General features: G+C 60.0%; 21 protein-coding genes. 12 read left to right on the forward strand and 9 right to left on the reverse strand.

Annotated features, from left to right (window positions below):
- Nucleotides 1-137: 137 nt before the first annotated feature.
- Both hexR and ACGSLL_RS07995 read right to left on the reverse strand, forming a co-directional pair.
- Nucleotides 138-1,004 (reverse strand): transcriptional regulator HexR, encoded by an 867-nt coding sequence (gene hexR / locus ACGSLL_RS07990; RefSeq protein WP_007962240.1) that lies wholly within the window; start codon nt 1,002-1,004, stop codon nt 138-140.
- A 126-nt stretch (nt 1,005-1,130) separates the two neighbouring features.
- Nucleotides 1,131-4,001 (reverse strand): EAL domain-containing protein, encoded by a 2,871-nt coding sequence (locus tag ACGSLL_RS07995; RefSeq protein ID WP_394504679.1) that lies wholly within the window; start codon nt 3,999-4,001, stop codon nt 1,131-1,133.
- A 256-nt stretch (nt 4,002-4,257) separates the two neighbouring features.
- Here ACGSLL_RS07995 and uvrD point away from each other — a divergent pair, with 256 nt between their 5' ends.
- The 3 genes from uvrD (at nt 4,258) to ACGSLL_RS08010 (ending at nt 8,162) form a co-directional block, all read left to right on the forward strand.
- Nucleotides 4,258-6,441 carry a DNA helicase II gene (uvrD, locus tag ACGSLL_RS08000; RefSeq protein ID WP_394504681.1) on the forward strand — a complete coding sequence of 728 codons (2,184 nt, stop codon included), beginning with the start codon at nt 4,258-4,260 and terminating at the stop codon, nt 6,439-6,441.
- Nucleotides 6,442-6,738: 297 nt separating this feature from the next.
- Nucleotides 6,739-7,614 (forward strand): Tim44 domain-containing protein, encoded by an 876-nt coding sequence (locus ACGSLL_RS08005; RefSeq protein WP_203420076.1) that lies wholly within the window; start codon nt 6,739-6,741, stop codon nt 7,612-7,614.
- A gap of 140 nt (nt 7,615-7,754) precedes the next feature.
- Nucleotides 7,755-8,162, forward strand: coding sequence for an SMI1/KNR4 family protein (locus ACGSLL_RS08010; RefSeq protein ID WP_003187120.1), 408 nt, complete (start codon nt 7,755-7,757; stop codon nt 8,160-8,162).
- A gap of 21 nt (nt 8,163-8,183) precedes the next feature.
- On the opposite strand, the gene ACGSLL_RS08015 is transcribed toward ACGSLL_RS08010, so the two are convergent.
- Nucleotides 8,184-9,947: a cation:proton antiporter gene (locus ACGSLL_RS08015; protein ID WP_090287714.1), complete on the reverse strand. Its 1,764-nt coding sequence runs from the start codon at nt 9,945-9,947 to the stop codon at nt 8,184-8,186.
- Between the two features lie 278 nt (nt 9,948-10,225).
- Here ACGSLL_RS08015 and ACGSLL_RS08020 point away from each other — a divergent pair, with 278 nt between their 5' ends.
- The gene (locus ACGSLL_RS08020; RefSeq protein ID WP_016772447.1) at nt 10,226-10,708 is read left to right on the forward strand and encodes an acyl-CoA thioesterase; all 483 of its coding nucleotides are present in this window, start codon (nt 10,226-10,228) and stop codon (nt 10,706-10,708) included.
- A gap of 110 nt (nt 10,709-10,818) precedes the next feature.
- On the opposite strand, the gene pdxY is transcribed toward ACGSLL_RS08020, so the two are convergent.
- Nucleotides 10,819-11,691 (reverse strand): pyridoxal kinase PdxY, encoded by an 873-nt coding sequence (gene pdxY / locus ACGSLL_RS08025; protein WP_394504685.1) that lies wholly within the window; start codon nt 11,689-11,691, stop codon nt 10,819-10,821.
- A gap of 117 nt (nt 11,692-11,808) precedes the next feature.
- On the opposite strand from pdxY, the gene ACGSLL_RS08030 reads away from it, so the two are divergent.
- Nucleotides 11,809-12,222, forward strand: a complete 414-nt coding sequence (locus tag ACGSLL_RS08030) for a DUF3301 domain-containing protein (protein WP_394505014.1) — start codon at nt 11,809-11,811, stop codon at nt 12,220-12,222.
- A 6-nt stretch (nt 12,223-12,228) separates the two neighbouring features.
- Here ACGSLL_RS08030 and ACGSLL_RS08035 read toward each other — a convergent pair whose 3' ends face one another.
- A complete protein-coding gene (locus ACGSLL_RS08035; RefSeq protein ID WP_394504687.1) occupies nt 12,229-13,194 on the reverse strand; it encodes a CobW family GTP-binding protein in 966 nt (321 codons plus the stop codon).
- Nucleotides 13,195-13,221: 27 nt separating this feature from the next.
- Between ACGSLL_RS08035 and ACGSLL_RS08040 the strand changes: the two genes are divergently transcribed.
- Complete coding sequence (locus tag ACGSLL_RS08040) at nt 13,222-13,578, forward strand: NADH:ubiquinone oxidoreductase (RefSeq protein ID WP_394505016.1); 357 nt, start codon at nt 13,222-13,224, stop codon at nt 13,576-13,578.
- 4 nt (nt 13,579-13,582) lie between these two features.
- On the opposite strand, the gene ACGSLL_RS08045 is transcribed toward ACGSLL_RS08040, so the two are convergent.
- Complete coding sequence (locus tag ACGSLL_RS08045) at nt 13,583-14,221, reverse strand: DUF1826 domain-containing protein (RefSeq protein ID WP_394504689.1); 639 nt, start codon at nt 14,219-14,221, stop codon at nt 13,583-13,585.
- Entirely contained in the window at nt 14,221-15,426 is a 1,206-nt protein-coding gene (gene zigA, locus ACGSLL_RS08050) for a zinc metallochaperone GTPase ZigA (RefSeq protein ID WP_394504691.1), read from the reverse strand. Before zigA ends, ACGSLL_RS08045 begins: the two co-directional genes overlap by 1 nt.
- Nucleotides 15,427-15,610: 184 nt before the next feature.
- Here zigA and ACGSLL_RS08055 point away from each other — a divergent pair, with 184 nt between their 5' ends.
- The 5 genes from ACGSLL_RS08055 (at nt 15,611) to ACGSLL_RS08075 (ending at nt 19,410) form a co-directional block, all read left to right on the forward strand.
- Nucleotides 15,611-15,988 carry a glutamine synthetase gene (locus ACGSLL_RS08055; RefSeq protein ID WP_394504693.1) on the forward strand — a complete coding sequence of 126 codons (378 nt, stop codon included), beginning with the start codon at nt 15,611-15,613 and terminating at the stop codon, nt 15,986-15,988.
- Between the two features lie 107 nt (nt 15,989-16,095).
- Entirely contained in the window at nt 16,096-16,992 is an 897-nt protein-coding gene (gene folE2 / locus ACGSLL_RS08060) for a GTP cyclohydrolase FolE2 (RefSeq protein ID WP_394505018.1), read from the forward strand.
- The gene (locus ACGSLL_RS08065; protein ID WP_394504695.1) at nt 16,989-17,657 is read left to right on the forward strand and encodes a metal ABC transporter ATP-binding protein; all 669 of its coding nucleotides are present in this window, start codon (nt 16,989-16,991) and stop codon (nt 17,655-17,657) included. Before folE2 ends, ACGSLL_RS08065 begins: the two co-directional genes overlap by 4 nt.
- Entirely contained in the window at nt 17,657-18,523 is an 867-nt protein-coding gene (locus ACGSLL_RS08070) for a metal ABC transporter permease (protein WP_394504697.1), read from the forward strand. Before ACGSLL_RS08065 ends, ACGSLL_RS08070 begins: the two co-directional genes overlap by 1 nt.
- Nucleotides 18,524-18,534: 11 nt before the next feature.
- On the forward strand, nt 18,535-19,410 hold the full coding sequence (locus ACGSLL_RS08075; protein ID WP_394504699.1) for a metal ABC transporter substrate-binding protein: 876 nt from the start codon (nt 18,535-18,537) through the stop codon (nt 19,408-19,410).
- Between the two features lie 9 nt (nt 19,411-19,419).
- On the opposite strand, the gene ACGSLL_RS08080 is transcribed toward ACGSLL_RS08075, so the two are convergent.
- Complete coding sequence (locus tag ACGSLL_RS08080) at nt 19,420-19,938, reverse strand: DUF3617 domain-containing protein (RefSeq protein WP_394504701.1); 519 nt, start codon at nt 19,936-19,938, stop codon at nt 19,420-19,422.
- 131 nt (nt 19,939-20,069) lie between these two features.
- Here ACGSLL_RS08080 and cls point away from each other — a divergent pair, with 131 nt between their 5' ends.
- Complete coding sequence (gene cls / locus ACGSLL_RS08085) at nt 20,070-21,509, forward strand: cardiolipin synthase (protein WP_394504703.1); 1,440 nt, start codon at nt 20,070-20,072, stop codon at nt 21,507-21,509.
- 31 nt (nt 21,510-21,540) lie between these two features.
- On the opposite strand, the gene cfaB is transcribed toward cls, so the two are convergent.
- Nucleotides 21,541-22,728 carry a C17 cyclopropane fatty acid synthase CfaB gene (gene cfaB, locus ACGSLL_RS08090; RefSeq protein ID WP_394504705.1) on the reverse strand — a complete coding sequence of 396 codons (1,188 nt, stop codon included), beginning with the start codon at nt 22,726-22,728 and terminating at the stop codon, nt 21,541-21,543.
- Nucleotides 22,729-22,900 lie beyond the last annotated feature (172 nt).

Consider the following 22,900-nt stretch of genomic DNA (forward strand, 5'->3'; position numbering starts at 1 on the left):
TTTCGGATTTTCAGTGTTGTTGAGGACGCCTTCGCGAGCAGGCTCGCTCCCACATTGGAGCCAAGTGTGATGCCTACAGGAAGTCCCTGTGGGAGCGAGCCTGCCCGCGATCAAGGTCGGAACGACCCTGGATGACTTCAGTCATCAAGGGCTTTCACCGCTTTGGGCGACAAGCGCAAGCTGCGCAAACTGCGCTTCACGCTCTTGAGGTGATTGACCAGGCTCGGCCCGCGCGCCATGGCCACGCCCATCGCCAGCACATCGATCACCACCAGGTGGGCGATGCGTGAGGTCAGCGGCGTGTAGATTTCCGTGTCTTCGTGCACGTCAATCGCCAGATTGACTGTCGACAGCTCGGCCAGCGGTGTCTGGCTCGGGCACAGGGTGATCAACGAGGCGCCGCTTTCGCGAACGAGGTTGGCGGTAATCAGCAGATCCTTGGAGCGCCCCGACTGGGAAATGCAGATCGCCACATCAGTCGGCTTCAGGGTCACCGCCGACATCGCCTGCATGTGCGGGTCGGAATACGCCGCCGCGGTCAGCAGCAGGCGGAAAAACTTGTGTTGAGCGTCCGCCGCCACTGCGCCAGACGCGCCAAAGCCATAGAACTCGACACGCTGCGCCTGCGACATCAACGTCACCGCGCGCTGCAATTCCACCGGATCGAGCTTCTCGCGAACCTCCATCAGCGTGTGCAGCGTAGTGTCGAAAATTTTCAGACTGTAATCGGCGACCGAGTCGTCTTCGTGGATCGCGAACTGGCCGAAACTGGCACCGGCAGCCAGGCTTTGCGCCAGTTTCAGTTTCAGATCCTGAAAACCGGAACAACCGATGGCGCGGCAGAAGCGCACGATGGTCGGTTCGCTGATGCCGACGCTGTGGGCCAGATCGGCCATGGAACTGTGCATCACCGCCGCAGGGTCAAGCAGCACGTGGTCGGCGACCTTGAGCTCCGACTTGCGTAACAGGTGACGTGACTGGGCAATGTGTTGCAGCAGATTCAAGGGCTGGACTCTTCTTGTGGGCAAGGATGTAGCAAGCTTGTAGTTATACTACATGAATGGGCATTTTGCCTGCTCAATGCGTAACTCAATGTCCCGCTATTTGGCGCGATGACCTGCATGTAGCCCTTAAAGCGGTTTTTCCTGTTCGCGCAAAAGAGCGGCCAGCGCGCCGGCATTTACCGGACGACTGACCAGATAACCCTGCACTTCGTCACAACCTTCGCTGCGCAGGAACTCCAGTTGTTCCGGGCACTCGACGCCCTCGGCGACGACTTTCAGTGACAAGCCATGGGCCATGGCAATGATCGCGCGAGTAATCGCCGCGTCCTCGCTGCCCTCGCCCAACCCCCGGATGAACGCTTGATCGATCTTCACGTAATCCACCGGAATGCGCTTGAGATAACTCAGCGACGAATAGCCGGTACCGAAATCGTCAATCGCCAGTTTCACGCCCAGATCGCGCAGTTGCTGGAACGTCGCGATGATGTGCTCGACGCTGTCGAGCAACTGACTTTCGGTGAGTTCCAGCTCCAGGCAATGCGGCGCCAGCCCCGTTTCCTCGAGTACCTGCCGCACCAGGCTGACCAGTTTGCCCTGGCGCAATTGGTGCACCGACAGGTTCACCGACACGCGGATCGGTGCCAGCCCCTGCCGCTGCCATTCGCAGGCCTGCCAGCACGCCTGGCGCAGGACGAACTCGCCAATCGGCCCGATCAGCCCGGTTTCCTCGGCCAGTCCGATGAAGTCGGCCGGCGGCACCTGACCCATGCTCGGATGCTCCCAGCGCACCAGCGCTTCCGCCGCGTTCAGGCGGCCGGTTTGCAGGCACAGTTTGGGTTGATAGAAAACACTCAGCTGCTGCTCTTCGATGGCCCGGCGCAGATGGTTTTCCAACTGCAGGCGCTCGAGGGTGCTGGCCTGCAAACTGTCGGTGTAGAACTGGAAGTTGTCGCCGCCCAGATGCTTGGCGTGCTGCATGGCCATGTTCGATTGGCTGACCAGCGTGGAAATCTCGCGGGCATTGTCCGGCAGCAGACTGATGCCCATCGAAGCGCTGACCACCAGTTCGTGCCCTTCCACCGTCAGCGGCAAACGCAGCTTCGATGACAAGCGCGTAGCGACGCGGGCCAGGCTCGACAGGCTGCCGTAGGCATCGAACAGCACCGCAAATTCATCACCGGACAAGCGCGCAATCGTGTCGGCTTCCGGCAAGGCGTTGACCAGCCGCCGTGCCATTTTCTGCAGCAACTGGTCCGCGACCTCATGCCCGAGGCTATCGTTAAGCAGCTTGAAGCGGTCCAGGTTGATGTGCAGCAGGGCCAGGCTGCGCCGGCTCTGCCGCGAGCGCTGATGCGCTTCGTGCAGGCGTTCGCGAAACAGCGAGCGGTTGGCCAGACCGGTGAGCTCGTCATAGTGGGTCAGATAACGCATGCGCTCTTCGGATTCGCGCCGCGCCGACAGATCGGCGAAGAAGCCGACGATATGGCTGACATTGCCCCGATTGTCACGCACGGCATTCAATTGCAGCCACTGCGGATACAGCTCGCCGTTCTTGCGCGTTTCCACCAGTTCGCCCTGCCAGCTGCCGTGCTGTTCCAGCGCGTGTCGAATCACCCCGTAATGTCGGCGGGCATCACGACTGCACGGCAGCTCGACGACGTTGCGCCCGAGCATGTCGTCGATGTCATAGCCGGTGACCCGGCTAAAGGCCTGGTTGATCGCAATCAGCGCATAGTTCGGGTCGAGAATCACAATACCTTCGCTGGCCGCTTCGAACACCGTCGCCGCGAGCCGTTGCTGCTCTTCCAGACGCTTGCTGGCGCTGATGTCGCGGCGGGTACCGACCATGCGGATCACTCGCCCATTGGCGCTGCGCTCTACCGCACGGCCACGGTCTTCGATCCAGACCCAATGGCCGTCGCCGTGACGCACGCGATATTCAATCTGGTAGTCCTCGCTGCGCCCCTTCAGATGCTCGATCAACGCGTACTTGAGCGTCGGCAGATCTTCGGGATGCAAGCGTGGCTTGAGATCGCGCAGCAGCGCGGTGACGTATTCCGGGGCGAGGCCGAACAGCTCCTGAAGTTGCGTGTGATGGACTTCGTCGGTCTGCAGGTTCCAGTCCCACAGCCCCAGCTCGCTGGCCTTCAACGCCAGCGCCAGACGCGCCTCGCTTTTGCTCAGGGCCTGATTGGCCGCGTCCAGTTCGCGGCTGCGCTGGGCGACGCGATCTTCGAGTTCGACCTGAGCCTCGCGCAGCTTGCCCTCGGCACAGCGGCGCTGCTCGATTTCCCTGGCCAACTCCTGATTGAGCTGCTCGCCGCGTACCTGGGTCTGCTGCAAGTGCTCGATCAGGTGCTGATTCTGGAAGCGTCGCAGCAAACCGCGATCGATCAGCCGATTGACCTGCCAGGCGACCACGCTCAGCGAGCCGAGCAGGATCAAGCCGAGCCAGCCCCAACCCCGCGCCTGCTCATCGCCACCCCAGAACAGGTAGCCGATCGCTGGCAGCAGGCAGGGCAAGGTGAAAGACAGGAATGCCGGCAGACTTACGGCGTAAGCGACACTGGCCGACAGGGTCGCCGCGCCGATCAGGCCGAACACCCAGGCTTGTTGCATGAAGTTGTCGGCGGGCACCAGCGCGATACCAGCACCGGCGAGCGTCAGGCCGGTCATGGTCGAACCGAGCAGAAACATGCGCCGCCAGATCGGCTGGGCCTGGCGATCCGGTATCGCCGAATCGAACGCCGCGACCTGGATGACGCGCAGCGCGACCAGCGACAACAGCCACACCAGCCAGATGCTGACCACAAAGTAACGCTGCGGGCTCCAGAGCAACGCCGCACAGACCAGGCCATTGATCAACATGAACAGCGTCGGCAACAACGAGCCCTGATACAGCAGACGCGTGCGCTCGACCGCCATTTCGACGGCATAATGCTTGCGGATGACCCGGGGTTCCACAGAGGGTCCCGACAGTTCGGCGCTGAGGATCATGGGCAACGTTCTTGTTCTTATAAGGAGGGCCTGCGCCCGAAACGTCGACGGAGCATACACAAGCCGCTCCGGTTGCCAAACTGCTGCAGGTCACAATTGCGCCGAAACTTGCCCTTGTCCCGGCACCGTTGCAATCGCTCAAGCGAGGCGGGCCGAAGCCTGCAGCGGTGACCGACCGGTCGTCATCGGCAGCACTTTCATCGGCTAATGCAACACGCGGTTTGCCCGGGCCTGCGGCGCACCCTAGAATGCCCCGATGCGCGATGATCTCTCCCTTCTGCTGAACTCCCTCAACGATGCCCAACGCCAGGCCGTAGCGGCCCCTGTTGGCCGTCAGTTGGTCCTGGCCGGTGCTGGCTCCGGTAAAACCCGAGTGCTGGTGCACCGTATCGCCTGGTTGATCCAGGTCGAAAACGCCTCGCCCCACTCCATCCTGTCGGTGACCTTCACCAACAAGGCTGCTGCCGAGATGCGTCACCGCATCGAGCAGTTGCTGGGCATCAACCCGGCGGGCATGTGGGTCGGCACCTTCCACGGCCTGGCGCACCGCTTGCTGCGGGCGCACTGGCAGGAAGCCGGCCTGAGCCAGACCTTCCAGATTCTCGACAGCGACGACCAGCAACGCTTGGTCAAGCGAGTGATCCGCGAGCTGGGGCTGGATGAGCAACGCTGGCCAGCGCGTCAGGCACAGTGGTTCATCAATGGGCAGAAAGACGAAGGTCTGCGGCCGCAACACATTCAGGCCAGCGGCGATCTGTACCTGGCGACCATGCGTGGCATTTACGAAGCCTACGAGGCGGCGTGCCAGCGCGCCGGGGTCATCGATTTCTCCGAATTGCTGCTGCGCGCCCTCGACCTGTGGCGCGATCATCCGGGCCTGCTGGCGCACTATCAGAAGCGCTTCCGGCACATTCTGGTCGACGAGTTTCAGGACACCAACGCAGTGCAGTACGCCTGGTTGCGCCTGCTCGGCAAGGGCGGCGACAGCCTGATGGTGGTCGGCGACGACGACCAGTCGATTTACGGCTGGCGTGGCGCAAAGATCGAGAACATCCACCAGTACTCGTCCGACTTCCCGGATTCCGAGACCATTCGTCTGGAGCAGAACTACCGCTCCACCGCCGGCATTCTCAAGGCGGCCAACGCGCTGATTGCCAACAACACCGGGCGCCTGGGCAAAGAACTGTGGACCGACGGCGGCGATGGTGAAGCGATCAACCTGTACGCCGCATTCAACGAACACGACGAAGCACGCTACGTTGTCGAAACCATCGAAAGCGCGCTAAAGACCGGCCTGGCACGCAGCGAAATCGCGATCCTGTACCGCTCCAACGCCCAGTCGCGGGTGCTCGAAGAAGCCTTGCTGCGCGAGCGCATTCCGTACCGTATCTACGGCGGCCAGCGCTTTTTCGAACGCGCCGAAATCAAGAACGCCATGGCCTACCTGCGCTTGCTCGAAGGTCGCGGCAACGATGCGGCACTGGAGCGAGTGATCAACGTGCCAGCCCGCGGCATCGGTGAGAAAACCGTCGAAGCCATTCGCGAGCACGCCCGGCACAGCGATGTGTCGATGTGGGAAGCGATGCGCCAGCTGGTCGCCAACAAAGGCCTGACCGGTCGCGCCGCCAGTGCGCTCGGTGCATTTATCGAACTGATCGAAAACCTCGCCGCCAAGTGCGCCGAGATGCCGTTGCACTTGATGACCCAGACCGTCATCGAGCAGTCCGGCCTGATCGCCTACCACGAAGCGGAAAAAGGCGAAAAAGGTCAGGCTCGGGTAGAAAACCTTGAAGAATTGGTCAGCGCCGCGCGCAACTTCGAAAACACCGAAGAAGACGAAGAGCTGACGCCGTTGGCGGCATTCCTCGGCCATGCATCGCTGGAAGCCGGCGACACCCAGGCCGACGAACACGAAGACAGCATTCAGTTGATGACCCTGCACAGCGCCAAAGGCCTGGAATTCCCTTACGTGTTTCTCGTGGGCATGGAAGAAGGCCTGTTCCCGCACAAGATGAGCCTCGAAGAACCGGGGCGTCTTGAAGAAGAACGGCGTCTGGCCTATGTGGGTATCACCCGGGCGATGCAGAATCTGGTGATGACTTACGCGGAAACCCGCCGCCTGTACGGCAGCGAGACCTACAACAAGGTGTCGCGTTTCGTCCGTGAAGTGCCGAAAGGTCTGATTCAGGAAGTGCGTTTGTCGAACAGCGTCAGCCGCCCCTTCGGCGGCAACCAGTCAATGAGCGGCAGCAACCTGTTCAGCGGCAGCGAGATACCGGAGACCGGTTTTGTCCTTGGACAGGCCGTGCGCCATTCGATCTTCGGTGAAGGCGTGATCCTCAACTTCGAAGGCTCCGGCGCGCAGGCCCGGGTGCAGGTGAACTTCGGCGAAGGCAGCAAGTGGCTGATGCTCGGCTACGCCAAGCTTGAAGCGATCTGACGCCGATTCGCTTTTCTGTGGGAGCGAGCCTGCTCGCGAATGAAATCACCGCGGTTGATCTGATAGACCGCGGTGCAGCTTTCGCGAGCAGGCTCGCTCCCACAGGGTATGCGGCGCCGGCACATCAATCCCTCTGAACCTATCGCCTTTTCCTACACACAAAAGTACATCGGCTGATTGCCTCGCCAAGCTGAACGCAACCTGTCAGGCAAAAGCCGGAAACACTCTCTCGCTAGCCAGTAACACTTCAGCTGTGCAACATGGCGCGCGTGTCTCCACAAAACGGGAATACCCTTTATGAAACGTTTTCTTAGCATCGCCATGGCGTTGTGCATCGGCCTGACGATGAGCCTCGACGCCAACGCCAAGCGCTTTGGTGGTGGCAAAAGCGCCGGCGCTGCGCCGACGCACCAGACCAGCCAGATGGCTCCTTCTTCTCCAGGCGTGGGCGGCGCGGCTGCGACCGCTGGCGCTGCCGGTGCTGCGGGCGCTGCGGCCAAGGCCGGCGGTGCTTCCAAGTGGCTCGGCCCTCTGGCCGGTATCGCCGCCGGTGGCCTGCTCGCTTCCATGTTCATGGGCGGCGGGTTCCAGGGCATGCAGATCTTCGACATCCTGATCATGGCGCTGATCGCGTTCGTGATTTTCCGCTTCATTGCCGCCCGTCGTCGCAAGCAGCAGGAGCAGTTCGCTCCGGCTGGCGCGCCAATGCAGCGCGAAGTGTTCGAACAGAAGCCTGCTGCCATGGGTTCGATCTTCGGTGGTTCGGCCGCTCCGGCCGCTGCCCGCCCGGTGATCAACGCACCGGCCTGGTTCAACGAACAGCGCTTCCTTGAAGCTGCGCGCAGCCACTTCCAGTCGCTGCAGCAGCACTGGGACGCAAACGAAATGGACAAGATCGCCGAGTTCGTGACCCCGCAAATGCTTGAGTTCCTCAAGCGTGAGCGCGCCGACCTGGGTGATGGCTTCCAGTCGACCTACATCGACAATCTGCAAGTTCAGTTGGACGGCGTCGATGATCGCGCCGACAAGACCATTGCCACTCTGACCTTCACCGGCGTATCGAAGACCTCGCGCTTCGACCAAGGCGAAGTGTTCAGCGAAAGCTGGAACATGGAACGTCCGCAGGGCGACAACCAGCCTTGGCTGGTCGCCGGTATCCGCCAGAACGGCTGATTGCCTGCTGTGCTCCACTTGCGGTAATAAAAAACCCCAGCCTCGGCTGGGGTTTTCTATTTCGCAGTTGCATCTATAGCGAGCTACTGTATAAACCGGCCCCTATAAACCGCGCCATTCAAGCAAGAGGATCCCCGGACGTGGAAGAAATCATCGAACAACTACGCGAAGCCAACGAACCCGTACCGGTTCCCCTGGAATTGCCTGACGAAGACCTGCTGGTCGAAATCGAAGAACAACTGTTCATCGACATTCCCTTTGTCTTCAGGGAATTTTTGCTGACCGTCAGCGATGTGGTCTATGGCAGTCTCGAACCGGTCACCGTCACCGACCCGCAATCCCACACCTATCTGCCGGATGTCGCAGCCAACGCATGGGATGCAGGGGTTGATCGCAGCCTGATCCCGATCTGTCAGGACGGCGATGACTATTACTGCGTCGAAGAAGACGGCACCGTGGTGCTTTGGCAGGCCGAAGAAGAACTGATTGCCGAAGAAACCTGGGAATCGGTGTGGCACTGGGCGCGGGACGTCTGGCTGGAAAGCTGATCGGCCAGCCGCCCCGGCGGCTTAATGCCCTGACGACTCTTTGTGATTGTCGAGGGTTTCCAGCAGCGCCACCTGCATCCGCGTGTGTACGCGGATGAACCAGCGCCAGAGCAGCGCCGCCACGGCAGCCGCGACCACGGCAATCAGCACCAGCAACTTGTTGGTCGGCAGGATACTGGCCGACAAGGCTGCCAGCAGAAGGAAAATCACCAGCAGCGAGAGAATCGGGATCACTTCGGCGATCACCCGGCGCACTCGCTGCGTGTGCCGCCCGGCCATCTCCGGCTTGACCCCCATCTCCGCCAACAGCATCGATAGCGCCTTGAGCTTGCGATAAGCAGCGATCAGGAACGGCAGCGACACCAGCAACGCGCCGCCCCAGATCAACGCCTTCTGCCAGCTCGGATCACCGATCCAATCCTGCAGCCATACGGACAGACGCTCGGCGAAGTAAGCCCCGGCGATGAAAATCGCGATCACCAGCGCCAGATTGACTCCCACCTGCAACAGAATCCGCCGGATCATCGACGCCAGCATCGCGCCCTCGCCTTGCGGCTGAATGCTGCGCAGCCATTCACCGTACATGCCCAGCACCCGACCGAGACGCTTGGGCATGGCGGCGGACAACTTGATCGACAGCGGATCGGCCGCGCGAATCAGATACGGCGTCAGCAACGTGGTAATCACCGACACCGCCACGGCCACCGGATAGAGGAAATGGCTGGTGACCTGCAACGTCATGCCCAGTGCGGCGATGATGAAGGAAAATTCGCCGATCTGTGACAGACCCATGCCCACTCGTAGTGAGGTACGTCCGTCATTGCCAGCGATAAAAGCACCGAGGCCGCAGGACAGCATTTTGCCCAGCACTACGGCCACGGTGATCACCGCAATCGGCCAGGCGTATTCGAGCAGAATCATCGGGTCGAGCATCAGGCCGATGGCGACAAAGAAGATTGCGCTGAACAGATCACGCACCGGCTCGACCAGCCGTTCGATCTTCAGCAATTGCCGCGACTCGGCCATGATCGCGCCAATGAGGAAGGCGCCGAGGACCATGCTGTATTCAAGTTTCACCACCAGCAGGCAGAAGCCGAAACACAGGCCCAGCACGGTGATCAGCAACATCTCGTTGCTGTCAAATTTCGCCACATAGGCCAGCAGGCGCGGCACCAGCAGGATGCCGATGACCAGCGCAACGATCATGAACAGCGACAGCTTGCCGACAGTGGAAAACACCTCGCCCGAACTCACCGTACCGCTGACCGCAATGCTCGACAGCAACGCGATGATGCCGATGCCGAGGATGTCTTCTACGATCAGTACGCCGAAGATCAACTGCGCGAAGCGCTCGTTCTTCATCTTCAGATCGTTGAGGGCTTTGACGATGATGGTGGTCGAGGAAATCGCCAGGATCGCGCCGAGGAACAGCGAGTCCATGGTGTTCCAGTCGAACCAGCGACCGATTTCATAGCCAATCCAGATCATCAGGATGATTTCGAGAAACGCCGCGATGAACGCTGTGGCGCCAACCTTGAACAGCTTGCGCAGGCTGAACTCCAGCCCGAGGCAGAACATCAGGAAGATCACCCCCAGCTCGGCGAGGGTCTTGATGGTGTCTTCGTCGTGGATCAGGCCGAACGGTGGGGTATGCGGGCCGATGATGAAGCCAGCAACGATGTAGCCGAGCACCACTGGCTGCTTGAAACGGTGAAACAGTACGGTCACCACACCTGCGACCAACATGATCACTGCCAGATCCTGAATGAAACTGATGGCATGCATGGTGTGGGGCTCCTTGATGACGAGGCCGCGGACAGACGTCAGAAGCATCTGCGCAGGCTGGGTAAAAATCCGCTTCGGCTGTAGGAATTGCCCTTGGGCAGGGCTTTTGCAGGTTAACACCGCGACTTCTTTCTGAAAGCCGGTGCAATATAAGGAAACAGATCGATTCCGGCGTGACGACGAGCCTGCGCCCGGCGTCCCGATAACGGTGCTTTCGATAAGCGACCAGGCACCCGCAGAGGTGCTTTCAGCCACCCGCCTTGACCCGTGAGAACGTTATGGAACCCGGAAACGCCCAGCTGTCGATGACGGTACTGATGACCCCCGATATGGCCAACTTCTCTGGCAATGTCCACGGCGGTACGCTGCTCAAATACCTCGACGAAGTGGCCTACGCCTGCGCCAGCCGTTATGCCGGCCGCTACGTGGTGACCCTGTCGGTGGACCAGGTGATTTTCCGTGAGCCGATCCATGTCGGCGAGCTGGTGACCTTCCTCGCGTCGGTCAATTACACCGGCAATACCTCGATGGAAGTCGGTATCAAAGTGGTCACCGAAAACATCCGCGAGCGCTCGGTGCGTCACACCAACAGCTGTTTCTTCACCATGGTGGCCGTGGACGACCAGCGCAAACCCGCCGCCGTACCGCCACTGCAACCGCAGAACAGCGAAGACAAGCGTCGTTTCATGCAGGCACAGCAACGTCGGCAGATTCGTCAGGAGCTGGAAAAGCGTTATCAGGAGATCAAGGGCGACGCCTGATCATCCTTTGATATTGCTGGTTAGATAGCTTTCGCGAGCAGGCTCGCTCCCACATTTGGAATGCATTTCCTGTGGGAGCGGGCCTGCTCGCGAATAAAGGCGACGCGGTCTTAGAAACTGATCGCCGTCGCTTCGAACTTCACCCGCGGATGCGCAATCCGGTCCTGCGCCCGCACCAGTTGCAACTCGTAGCTGGCACACGCCTGAGTCTCCAGCAGCACCTCATGCACCGACGCTGCGGTGAACTCGAACGCGGCGAGCAGACTGTCGCCCAACAGCACTCGCGCCAGAAACAGCCCGGAGGTCAGATCGCCCACGCCCACCGGCTGACGCGGAAACGCCAGCAGTGGACGGCGCAGGTGCCAACTGCCCTCAGCTGTCACCAGTAACATTTCGAAGCCATCGGCCGGTTTGCCCGGATAGTCGAGATGCTTGACCAGCACCGCTTTCGGCCCGCGCGCCAGCAGCGCCCGCGCCATCGCCAGGCAATCGAACAACGACTGCGGCTTGCGCCCGGAAAAGCTGTCCAGCTCCAACTGGTTCGGGCACATGATGTCCGCCACCGCTGCCGCCTCATCCAGCAGGAAATCACTGACCTCGGTCGGCACGCTGCAGCCTTTCTCCGGATGCCCCATCACCGGGTCACACAAATACAGCATCTTCGGATTGACCGCTTTGATGCGCGCCACGCCGCTGAGAATCGCCCGTCCCTGCGCGGCGCTGCCGAGGTAGCCGGAGAGCACGGCGTCGCAGTTGCCCAGTTCACCAATGGCGGCAATCCCTTCGATCAGCGCGGGAATCTGCTGCGGCGCCAGCACTTCACCCGCCCACTGCCCATATTGGGTGTGGTTGGAAAACTGCACGGTGTTGAGCGGCCAGACGTTGACGCCGACCCGCTGCATCGGAAAAACCGCGGCGCTGTTGCCGGCGTGGCCGAACACCACGTGGGACTGGATGGCGAGCAGATGAGGCGTACGTTTCATTCGGGTCATTCCGTAAAACGATTGAAATTCAAGCCGCGCAGTATGCGACGAAACGCAGCCTGTACGACAGACCGGCGACACAGTTAAGCTGACGCCATCTTTTGGAGTTCGATGTTGATGCTGACCCTGGAAAACATCTTCGTGCTGATGCTGTTCGCCGCTGCCGGCGCCTGGTTGTGGCATAACCACGGCTTGCGCGAGCGCGCGCTGGAGCGGGTCAAGCAACATTGCACCAACGTCGGCGTCGAATTGCTCGACGGCAACGTCGCGTTGAAGAAGATCGGCCTGATCAAGGATGCCAGCGGTCGACGGCGCCTGGCGCGGGTCTACAACTTCGAGTTCACCGTGACCGGCGAAACCCGGCACAACGGCACCATCACTCAGTTTGGTGCGCACAGTGCGCAGATCGAACTGGCGCCCTACCCCGCACCGTTTGACGATACCCCGCCAGTGGTGGAAGTCACCAAGCCGCGCGCCGAAGTGATCGAGCTGAGTCAGTGGCGCCAGGAACACACCAAGTGGAAGCCGTGAGCTGACTTACAGCAGCCGACACCGCGCCAATCCCGCCTGCAATTGATCGATATTTTGTAGCTCAGCAAAGATCAGCTCGATTCGCGAGTCTTTGCGCCATTCGCTGGTTTGCCATTCGAGACTGGCGTTATCCAGCACATTCGCCGACACCCAGCCATCTGCGCTGTGGATCACCAGTTTCGCCCGCTTCCAGTGAAGGCCCTTCAGCCAATCTGCGACACGCTGTTTGTCGAACGTCTGGTGCGGATGCCAGCGCCAACCGATGCTCCAGCCGCCCTCTTGCGCTTGACTCAGGCAGATCGGCACGGTCGGATCGCTCCAGACTGCCGGAAGCTGCGTCGGCCCTTCAGGCATGCGCAAGTTATTTGCGCCGCTCATCGCTTGCGTGGACAAGCCCGGCAGATCACCCAAAGACAATTGCGCCTGGCTGGTCCAGATCAGCCTGACCGGCGGCAACTGTCTGGCGATTTTCTGCCGTTCGTCCTCATCAAGGCCTTCGGCTTTGTTCATCAAAACCATACCGGTACTGCTCAACGCCTGTTGTTGCGCTGCTGGCAGTGCTTGTCCTGCATGCAGTGCCCGAGCATCGAGCACCAGCACACTTGGCTGCACCGCCAATACACCTTGCCACGGCGCCTCGCTCAACTGCCTGAGCAACTGCAGCGGATGGCCCAGCCCGGACGGTTCGATGAACAAGCGATCCGGCTGCGCCTTGCGCAGCAACCGAGCGAGGCCAATCTGGAATGGCGCACCGTTGACGCAACACACACAGCCGCCGGCGACTTCGGCCAGGTCGGTGCCCGCTGCGTCGCGGCTCAGCAACGCGGCATCCAGGCCGATCTGGCCGAATTCATTGATCAGTACCGCCCAACGCTCACCTGCTGGACGCTGGGCCATGAGCTGACGAATCAGACTGGTTTTGCCAGCGCCCAAAGGGCCAGCAATGACATGGGTGGGAATGTTCTGCAACATGGCGGCAAGTTTTTCGGAGATTGGATGATGCGTTGGATGGGATGGTCGTTGCTGTTGGCGCTGCTGTCGAGCGAAGCGTGGGCCCAAGCCTGTGTGGTGCACAGTCAGGGCGAGCGGCTTGACGTCAAAGTCTGTCAGCAAAACCGCAACATTCCCGAGAAACTGTTCAATGACGGCTTCTGCCAGCCGACCCTGGCCGGGCAAAAAGTCCAAGTGCAATATGTCGATCAGTGCCCGAGCGGTGCGTTTGGCGTGTGCAGCAACGCGCAAGTTGCCAATATGCCCTATCGCCAGGACATCCACTATTACGGTGTGGCCACTGATGCGGCGTACCTTAAGCCGTATTGCGAAACTCAGAGCCAGGGGTCGTGGCTCAAGCCTTGAACTATCAGCCGAGCCAGTCGAGGGTCAATATCAAGCGGCGCTCGCCCGGTGGCGGTTGCGGCGAGCGGTGGATCAAGCCGAAACCTTCATTGCCATGCCATTTCTCGCCCTTCAATAACGCAACGTCGCCGCTGTTGAGTTGCTGAATATCCGCCTGGGGTTCGGCGTTGGCCTGGCCGAGTTGACGGCGATCCATCGCACCCTCCGCAAGCCATTGGCTGCCGACGCCGGCGTAGGTCGTAATCAGCCGCACCGGTACGTGATCAACGTGGAAGCGCGGGCACATGGCTTTGTCCAGAGTCCGCAGGCGCAGGCCGATCCGCCGCGCGCCGAGCAGGCAGGCAAAGGCACTGACCAGCCATTGCATATCAGCGATAAAGCTTTCGTAACCTTGTACATCGCGAAACTCCGCAGCCAGCCCGATGAGATCCGGCTCGGCGTCTTCTTCGGGCAATTCCAGACACAGCGACTGTGCCAAAGGCTGGTTAAGCGACAGCAGGACATCGGCAAACTGGCTGATGTGCAACGGCAATTGTCGCTGCCAGGCGGCCAGATTGACGTCATCTTCGAGAATTCGTGTCAGCGCTTGCGGGGTCGGGCCGTGGTGCTGATGACGGTTTTTTAGCCTCTGGATTGCAGGCATCAGGCAGCCTCTTCGTACCACGGACCGAATGGGTCCGCGAGCGATCGCCAGCCTTCGCTACCAAGCGCCATTTCATCATCGTTGAGCAAGCAGGCATCCAGCTCGGCAGTCAGCTGTGGGAAATCGATGTTTTGGCCAATGAATACCAGCTCCTGGCGGCAATCTCCTACGCTCGGCGTCCAGTTTTCCAGGATGGCTGAGCTGCTTTCCTGATCCTGTGGCCATTGGTCTTTCGGTACGAACCGCCACCAGCGCCCGGCAAAACCGTGGCGCATCAAGCCACCGGCCTGCGACCAGCTCCCGGCGTCTGTAGGTTTGCTTGCCAGCCAGAAAAAACCTTTGGAGCGCAGCAATTTACCGTTTCGCCACGGGCGGTTGATGAAGTCGAAGAAGCGCTGCGGGTGAAAAGGCCGCCGAGCGCGGTACGCCGTCGAAGCGATGCCGTACTCATCGGTTTCTGGGATGTGTTCGCCGCGTAGCTCCTTGAGCCAACCTGGCGCTTGCGCGGCTTTTTCGAAGTCGAAACGGCCGGTGTTCAGCAGTTTCTCCAGCGGCACCTCGCCCATCACCATCGGGATGATTTCGGCCTGAGCATTGAGGCGCTTGAGGATGGCAATCAATTCTTCGCGTTCAGGCTGGCTGATCAGATCGATCTTGCTGATCAACAGCACGTCGGCGAATTCGATTTGCTCGATTAGCAGGTCGGTGATCGAGCGTTCGTCCTCCTCACCCAGTATTTCACCGCGAGAAGCCAGGCTTTCTGCCGCCTGGTAATCGGCGAGGAAATTCACGCCGTCGACCACCGTCACCATGGTGTCGAGACGGGCGATATCGCACAGGCTTTGGCCATGTTCATCGCGAAAGGTGAACGTTTCCGCTACGGGCAGCGGCTCGGAAATGCCGGTGGACTCGATGAGCAGATAATCGAAGCGGTTTTCGCCGGCGAGCTTGCTGACTTCTTCAAGCAGGTCCTCGCGCAACGTACAGCAGATACAGCCGTTGCTCATTTCGACTATTTTTTCTTCAGCGCGGTTAAGGCTGACATCACGCTGGACTTCGCTGCCATCAATGTTGATCTCGCTCATATCATTGACGATGACAGCTACGCGCATTCCGTTTCGATTACGTAGTACGTAATTCAAAAGCGTACTTTTTCCGGCGCCCAGAAATCCTGAAAGAACGGTGACGGGCAGTTTTTCTGACATTGGATAATCCTGTCTTCTGTGAGCAATTGGCGCATTCCCATTGCTGTTCACCCATCGCTCCACGTAAGCATCTGAAAAACCAAAATCATGGACCGGGGCAGGTGCCGTTTTATGTTATGTTATAACACATAAAACAAACCAGCTTTTGTTTCGCCTGAGGTGCTCGCGCTTGACACGAACCATGATGAAAAACGCGCTGCGTGGCGTTGTGCTGAGCTGCGCTCTGCTGCCTGCAATAAGCATCCTTGCGCAGCCAGGGTCACCTGCTACCTGCACACGCAGTGCAAATCTTTTGGCTTGCGCGGACGCGGACGGCAACAGTTACAGCGTGAACACCCTGGGCAACACGCTCTATTTACGCGGCTTTGAAAAAGACGGGCATCGCTATTGGGCGCAAACTAACAGTCGCTTCGGCCAGCTCACCTTTTTCACAGGGATCGCTTCGAACGGAGAGGCTTGGGTGGGTTACACCCGTCGAGTGGGCTGGACCACGATCAATCGTTTTTCGAGCTCGGGCGGAGGGAGCTCAAAATTCACCTGTAGCCGAATTACCGGGTGCTGAGCACGCGTGTTTTTTGCTTCGGTAAAAATTCATTCATGAAACAAGCAATGGCGCGCGCATTGTTATACTGTAACATTCGATTCGTTCAAATCGACGGTTTTACAAACATGAACTCAATGACAATGCCGGATATAGCCGCAGAGGCGCTGCGCGAAAATTTGCCGCTTGAATGGGTAGGCATGCAGGGCATCGCTTTGCCGATCATCCTGCAAGGAAAGCCGTTGAGCGCCAAGGCAGACGCTGGGGTAAGCCTCGATGATGGCGAAGCGCGGGGCATTCATATGTCGCGCTTGTACCTGGCACTGGATGCACTTGAACAGAAGGAGCTTTCGCCTTCTTTACTGCGTCGAGTACTTAGCCAATTTCTCGATAGCCATGAAGGCTTATCTAACTGCGCTTATCTCCGGCTGCATACTGAATTGCTGTTGAAACGCCCTGCGCTGATCAGCCCATTGGCCGGCTGGAAAGCCTATCCAATCAGCGTTGCCGCCACGCTTAAAAAGCAAGTGTTCCACGTGGAACTAAAACTTGAATTGCCCTATTCCTCGACCTGTCCCTGTTCGGCAGCATTAGCCAGACAACTGATCCAGCAACAATTCATCAATGACTTTGCCAACCAGCCGTTGCAACACGCCGATGTGCTGGCATGGCTCGGTTCTACTCGCGGCATCGTCGCCACGCCTCATAGCCAGCGCAGTACCGCACAACTGCATCTTCATCTCGATGAATCCATCGACGAGTTGCCTCTGATTTCGATCATCAACGCTGCCGAAGCTGCGCTCGGCACAGCCGTGCAGACCGCCGTGAAGCGCGCCGACGAGCAAGCCTTCGCCCTCGCCAATGGTCAGAATCTGATGTTTTGCGAAGACGCCGCTCGCCGCTTGAATCTGGCGCTACGCCGCATCCGTGGGGTCAGCGCGTTCCATTTGCGCGTTGTCCATGCCGAAAGCCTGCATGCGCACGATGCCGTCGCCGAAAGCAAATGGCAGCGGGAGTCGGCATGATTCGTTGCCAATCATTGAGCTGGGGGGCTCCGGGCCAACCGCTGACTTCGCCGCTGAACCTGCAGCTCGCCAGTGGCTCACTCACAGCAATCATCGGTGCCAATGGCTGCGGGAAAAGCAGTCTGCTCAAAGTCATCGCCGGCCTGCAAAAGCCACTTGCAGGCAAGGTCGCTCTCGGTGTTCCACGGCAAAGCGGAGTGTCTTTTCTTCCGCAACAGCAGCATCTCGATCGTCAGTTTCCAATCAATTTGCAAGAACTGGTGGCGGCGGGATTCTGGGGCCGTCGGTTATCAACGCAACTGCGCGCGCAACGGCTACAAGCCGCACTGGAAAACTGGCACTTGCACGGACTCGAACAGCGTCCGCTGATGGCGTTATCCGGCGGGGAGTTGCAACGCGCTCTACTCGCGCGCTTGAGCCTGACCGACGCACCCGTGTTGCTGCTCGATGAGCCCCATGCGGCACTCGATGAGCTCGGTCAGCAACTGCTCTGGCAGCATATCCACGCTTGGCACGGGGAAGGCCGGACGCTCCTGGTGGTGTGTCATGACCTCGCGGCGGTACGCCAGCACATTCCCAGCACGTTGCTGATCAAGCACCGCGAGTGCCGATTGGCGGCGAGCGCGGAGCTGATTGCACAAACGCCACACACGCAGGTGGCCTGATGCTCGCCGTCAGCCAACTCTGGCAACCGTTCCACGAATTCGTGTTCATGCGTCGAGCGCTGCTCGGCGGCTTGGTGCTGGCCTGCAGCACGGCGCCGCTAGGGGTGTTCCTGATTCTGCGGCGCATGAGCCTGATCGGCGATGCGGTCGCCCATGGAATTTTGCCCGGCGCTGCGCTGGGCTTCTGGTTCGCCGGGCTCAGTTTACCGGCGCTGACCTTCGGCGGCCTCGGCGCAGGTTTGGGCATGGCCGGACTGGCGGCCTGGATTACTCGGCGCACAGGCTTGCGCGAGGACGCCAGCCTCGCCGCGATCTACCCGATCTCACTGGCCAGCGGCGTGCTGATTCTGGGTATCGCCGGAAAGCGCCTCGACCTTCTGCATCTGCTGTTCGGTTCAGCCTTGGCCGTCGACGGATCCACCTTGCAAGGCATGCTGTGGGTCTCGGTGTGCAGCCTGATCGCCATGGTGCTGATCTATAAACCGCTGGTACTCGACACCCTTGATCCACTGTTCCTGCGAACCGTCAGCCGTCTCGGCCCGCTGGCGCACGGAGTATTCCTGACCTTGGTGGTGCTCAACCTGGTCATCGGCTTCCAGGCCATCGGCGCCTTGATGGTGGTCGGCCTGATGATGCTGCCCGCTGCGGCTTCGCGATTCTGGAGCCGCCGCCTGCCGATCCTGATTACCGTTGCGGCCGTGATCGGCTGCCTGTCGGTGTGGCTGGGATTGCTACTGTCGTTCTATTACTCGCTGCCCAGCGGTCCGGCGATCGTATTGGTCGCTGGCGCCGGTTATCTGTTCTCGGTGATCGTCGGGCCGGTCCATGGTCTGCTGCGCCGTCCGCCTTTGCTCACATCCCAATGAGGTGTTTCCCGATGCGCGCCCTACTCGTGCTGTTTAGCTTGTTGCTGTCGATGTCATTGTCGGCGGCGGAAAAAATGCCCGTAGTTACCAGCTTCAGCATCCTCGCCGACATGGTTCACCAGATTGGCGGCGACCATGTGCAGATCACCAGCATGGTCGGTCCAGATGCCGACGCACACACTTACGAGCCAACGCCGGATGATGCCAAAGCGCTGCTCAAAGCGAGACTGATCATTAAAAACGGACTGGGTTTCGAGCCATGGCTGGATCGCCTGGTCACCAGCACCGCCACCCAGGCAACGCTGATCACTGCCAGCCGCGGGGTCATTCCGCGATCACTGGATGAGGATGGCGAAACCGTTCCCGATCCGCATGCCTGGCACAATCTGGCCAACGCCGAGCTGTACATCGCCAACATCACCAAGGCGTTGATAGCGGCTGACCCGGCGAACAAGGTCGACTACGAGCGCAACAGCCAAACCTATCTGAAGCAGATCTACGCCCTGCTCGCCGAAGCCAAAAGCAAACTGGGTTCGCTGCCTGCGGGCAACCGCAAGATCGTCACCAGCCACGATGCGTTCGGTTACCTCGGTCAGGCCTACGGCATCGACTTCATCGCGCCTCAAGGTTTGTCCACCGAGCGCGAGCCGTCAGCCGCTGAGGTTGCCGCGCTGATTACCCAGATCCGTCAGGCCAAGGTCAAAGCGGTGTTCATGGAAAACATCAAGGACGTGCGCCTGCTCAAGCAGATCGCCGAAGAGAGCGGCGCGCATATTGGCGGCACGTTGTACTCGGACGCGCTCGCCGCGAGCGGGCCGGCGAGCACCTTCACCGGCCTGTTCGAGTACAACCTCAACACGCTGTACGAGGCGTTGCGCCAGCCCTGAGGCGAGGCATCAAGCGCGGGGCTTTACCGTCCCGCAATCCTGACCCAGCCACACCGCGCGGGTTTCCAGACTGCCCTTCTGGTTGATCCCGATCGCGTTGAACGTGCCATTGGCCACGGTGGTGAATTCCCGATCACTGAGGAAGGTCGCGACCCCGGTGCCCTGCGCTTTCGGGCAACTGAAACGGAATTTCCACTGATTGCCGGAGCGCTCGGTGATCTGCTGTTTGCAGCCCGATTGTGGGTCGGCCAGTGGGATATCGTTGGTCGCCACTTGCTGCGGCGTGAGGCAGGCACGAATGCCCTTACCGCCGATGTTGATGCCGTTCTTCTCCAGCGCCGCTCGCTGTTGCGGCGTGATCTGGCCTTGAATCTGGCCGAGAATCGACTGCACATCCATCGCTTGATCGTCGACTTTCAAATTGCTCGAGGTCATTTCCCACAGCCCAGGCTGCAACATCTGCGCTTGCGCAACCACCGGCAATGCCAAACCCAGGCCCAGCGCCATACCCAGCAGACGAACGTTCATCGACAAACTCCTGATCAGTTGTGGCCGTTAGACGCCGGCCGGTTGCTTCGGTTCATGGGCCAATTAAATAGCGACATTCACCGCAGAACATGGTCTGTTAAGCATTGCATCTTCCGGAGCAAGGTTGCCCCATGGATTATTTTGGACCGCACATTTTCGGTTATCTGATCGCGCTGATTCACACCCTCGGATCGATCGCCGCGATACATGCGGTACTCACCGTGCGCACCGCGCAAGGTTCGATTGCCTGGGCATTGTCGCTGATCTTCATTCCTTACCTCACGCTTATTCCGTATCTGGTGTTCGGTCGCAGCACCTTCGACGGCTACATCAAGGCGCGGCGCCAGGCCAACGAACAGATGCGTGTGGCCATCTCGGAATTGAACTGGCGCCCATGGGTCGAGGAAGCCCTCGCTGCACGCGCCTCCAATGCGTACGCATCCTTACGCGCCATGCCAAAACTCGGACGCATGCCGTGTCTGGCCAACAATGAAGTGCAGCTGCTGGTAAACGGTGCGGCAACGTTCGAGGCAATTTTCAGTGCGGTCGAGCAGGCCAAACAAGCGGTGCTGGTGCAGTTTTTCATCATCCACGACGATCGGCTCGGACAACGCTTGCGCGATTTGCTGCTGAAAAAGGCCGCCGAAGGCGTGACGATACATCTGCTCTACGACCGCATCGGCAGCCACGCCCTGCCACACAGTTATGTGCAGGCATTGCGCGACGGCGGCGTTGCGGTGAAAGCATTCGCCACCCGCAGTGGCTGGCTCAACCGCTTCCAGGTCAACTTTCGTAATCACCGCAAGATCGTCGTGGTCGACGGCATCGTCGGTTTTGTCGGCGGGCACAACGTCGGCGACGAGTACATGGGCGAGAAACCACCGCTGGCACCGTGGCGCGATACCCATGTGCAAGTCCGTGGCCCAGTCGTGGCGAGCATGCAGGAATCCTTCGCCGAAGACTGGTTCTGGGCGGCGCGCTCCCTGCCGCCGCTGATCCTGCCGGACGCGTACCCGGAGGATGGTGTGCTCTGCCAGTTGCTCGCCAGCGGCCCGGCCGATGCCTATGAAACCTGCTCGTTGTTTTTTGTCGAGGCGATCCATGCCGCCACCGAGCGGGTATGGATCACCAGCCCTTATTTCATCCCGGATGAAGCGGTATTCGCCGCACTGCGACTGGCGGTGCTGCGCGGCGTCGATGTGCGCTTGCTGCTACCGTCGCGCGCAGACCATCGCATCGTCTATGCAGCTTCCAGTCTGTATGCGTTTGAAGCGGTGCGCGCAGGCGTGCGGGTGTTCCGTTATGAGCCCGGATTCCTGCATCAGAAAGTCGTGTTGATCGACAGCGAGATCAGCGCGATCGGCAGCGCCAATCTGGACAACCGCTCGTTCCGGTTGAATTTCGAGGTCATGCTGCTGACCGTCGACAGCGCCTTCGCTGCCAGCGTGGAACACATGCTCGAAGCGGACTTCGCCCAGGCTTACGAAATCGCCAAGGAAGAGAGCCGGGAAATCCACCGCCTGCAACAAGTCGGCATGCGGATCGCCCGGCTGATCTCACCGATTCTGTAAAGACGTCCACGCGCGAGGACGCCTTTGACTTTCACGGGTTATAGATGTCGTCGCGAGTCCACGGCAGTTCATGGCTGCCATCGGCGTGCGCTTTGACCGCAAGGATCTGGTGCAGATTGATCCAGCCACGGGCAAACGCATAAGCGCAGCCGGCCAGATACAGACGCCAGATACGCAGCGCCTGATCCGGCACCAGTTTGCCAGCGGCTTCGAGGTTGTCCTCCAGACGCTCGCTCCAATGGTCCAGCGTACGCGCGTAATGCAGGCGCAGGCTTTCCACATCGACAATTTCCAGCCCGGCTTCGCTGATCTCGGCGGAGATCATTGCCAGGTGCGGCAGCTCGCCATTGGGGAAAACATACTTCTCGATGAAATCGCCGGCGCCGCGTCCTACTGGCCGGCCATCGGTGTGCTTGGCGGTGATGCCATGGTTCATCACCAGGCCACCCTCCTTCACCGCGCCAAACAGGGTTTTGCAGTATTCGGCGAGATTGGCGTGGCCGACGTGTTCGAACATGCCGACACTGACGACCTTGTCGAAGCGCCCGTCCTGAGGCAGATCACGATAATCGAGCAGTTGCAGTTCGATCTGATCTTCCAGTCCCTCAGCCTTGACCCGCTCGCGCGCCAGCTTCAGTTGCTCCTGGCTCAGCGTGATGCCGAAAACCTTGGCGCCGAATTCCCGTGCGGCGAATCGCGCCAGGCCACCCCAGCCGCAGCCGACATCCAGCAGATACTCGCCCGGCTGCAGGCGCAGCTTGCGGCACAGATGGCGGAATTTGGCCTGCTGCGCCTGCTCGAGGGTTTCGCTGCCGGTCTCGAAATAGGCGCAGGAATAGACCATGTCACTGTCGAGCCACAGCTGGTAGAAGGCATTGGAAAGGTCGTAATGATAAGAGATGGCCTTGGCGTCGGTTTCCTTGTCGTGCACTGCACGCACCGGCTGACTGCCTTCCTCTTCGTCGAGCAATGCGCTGCTCAGCTCATCGCAGACGCGGATGACCTCGCTGATCGAGCCCTCCAGTTCAAGTTTGCCTTCAACGAATGCCGCTCCCAGCGCATCGAGGCTTGGATGGGTGAACTGGGTGACCATCTGTGGGTCCTTGACCACGATGGTGACGCTGGGCGTCGGCCCCAGATTGAATTCATGGCCGTCCCAGAGTCGCAGGCGAAGCGGAAGCTGCAGGTTCTGTAAGGCCGGTGGAAGTTGCGCGAGCATGGAAATCCCCCCTTGTTTCAGACGTCAGATCTGAGGGTAGACCATCGCGGAAAAATAGCAGGCTATCGAAGTGATAAGCCGTAACTATCGTCGCAGACGCTCCAACAGGCCATCCTGCACCCACGACTTCCAGCCGATGACGGCTTGAAATGGAGCGCCCTCTTTTCCAATG

It is taken from the genome of Pseudomonas retamae (genome assembly GCF_043496865.1).
GTDB lineage: Bacteria > Pseudomonadota > Gammaproteobacteria > Pseudomonadales > Pseudomonadaceae > Aquipseudomonas > Aquipseudomonas retamae.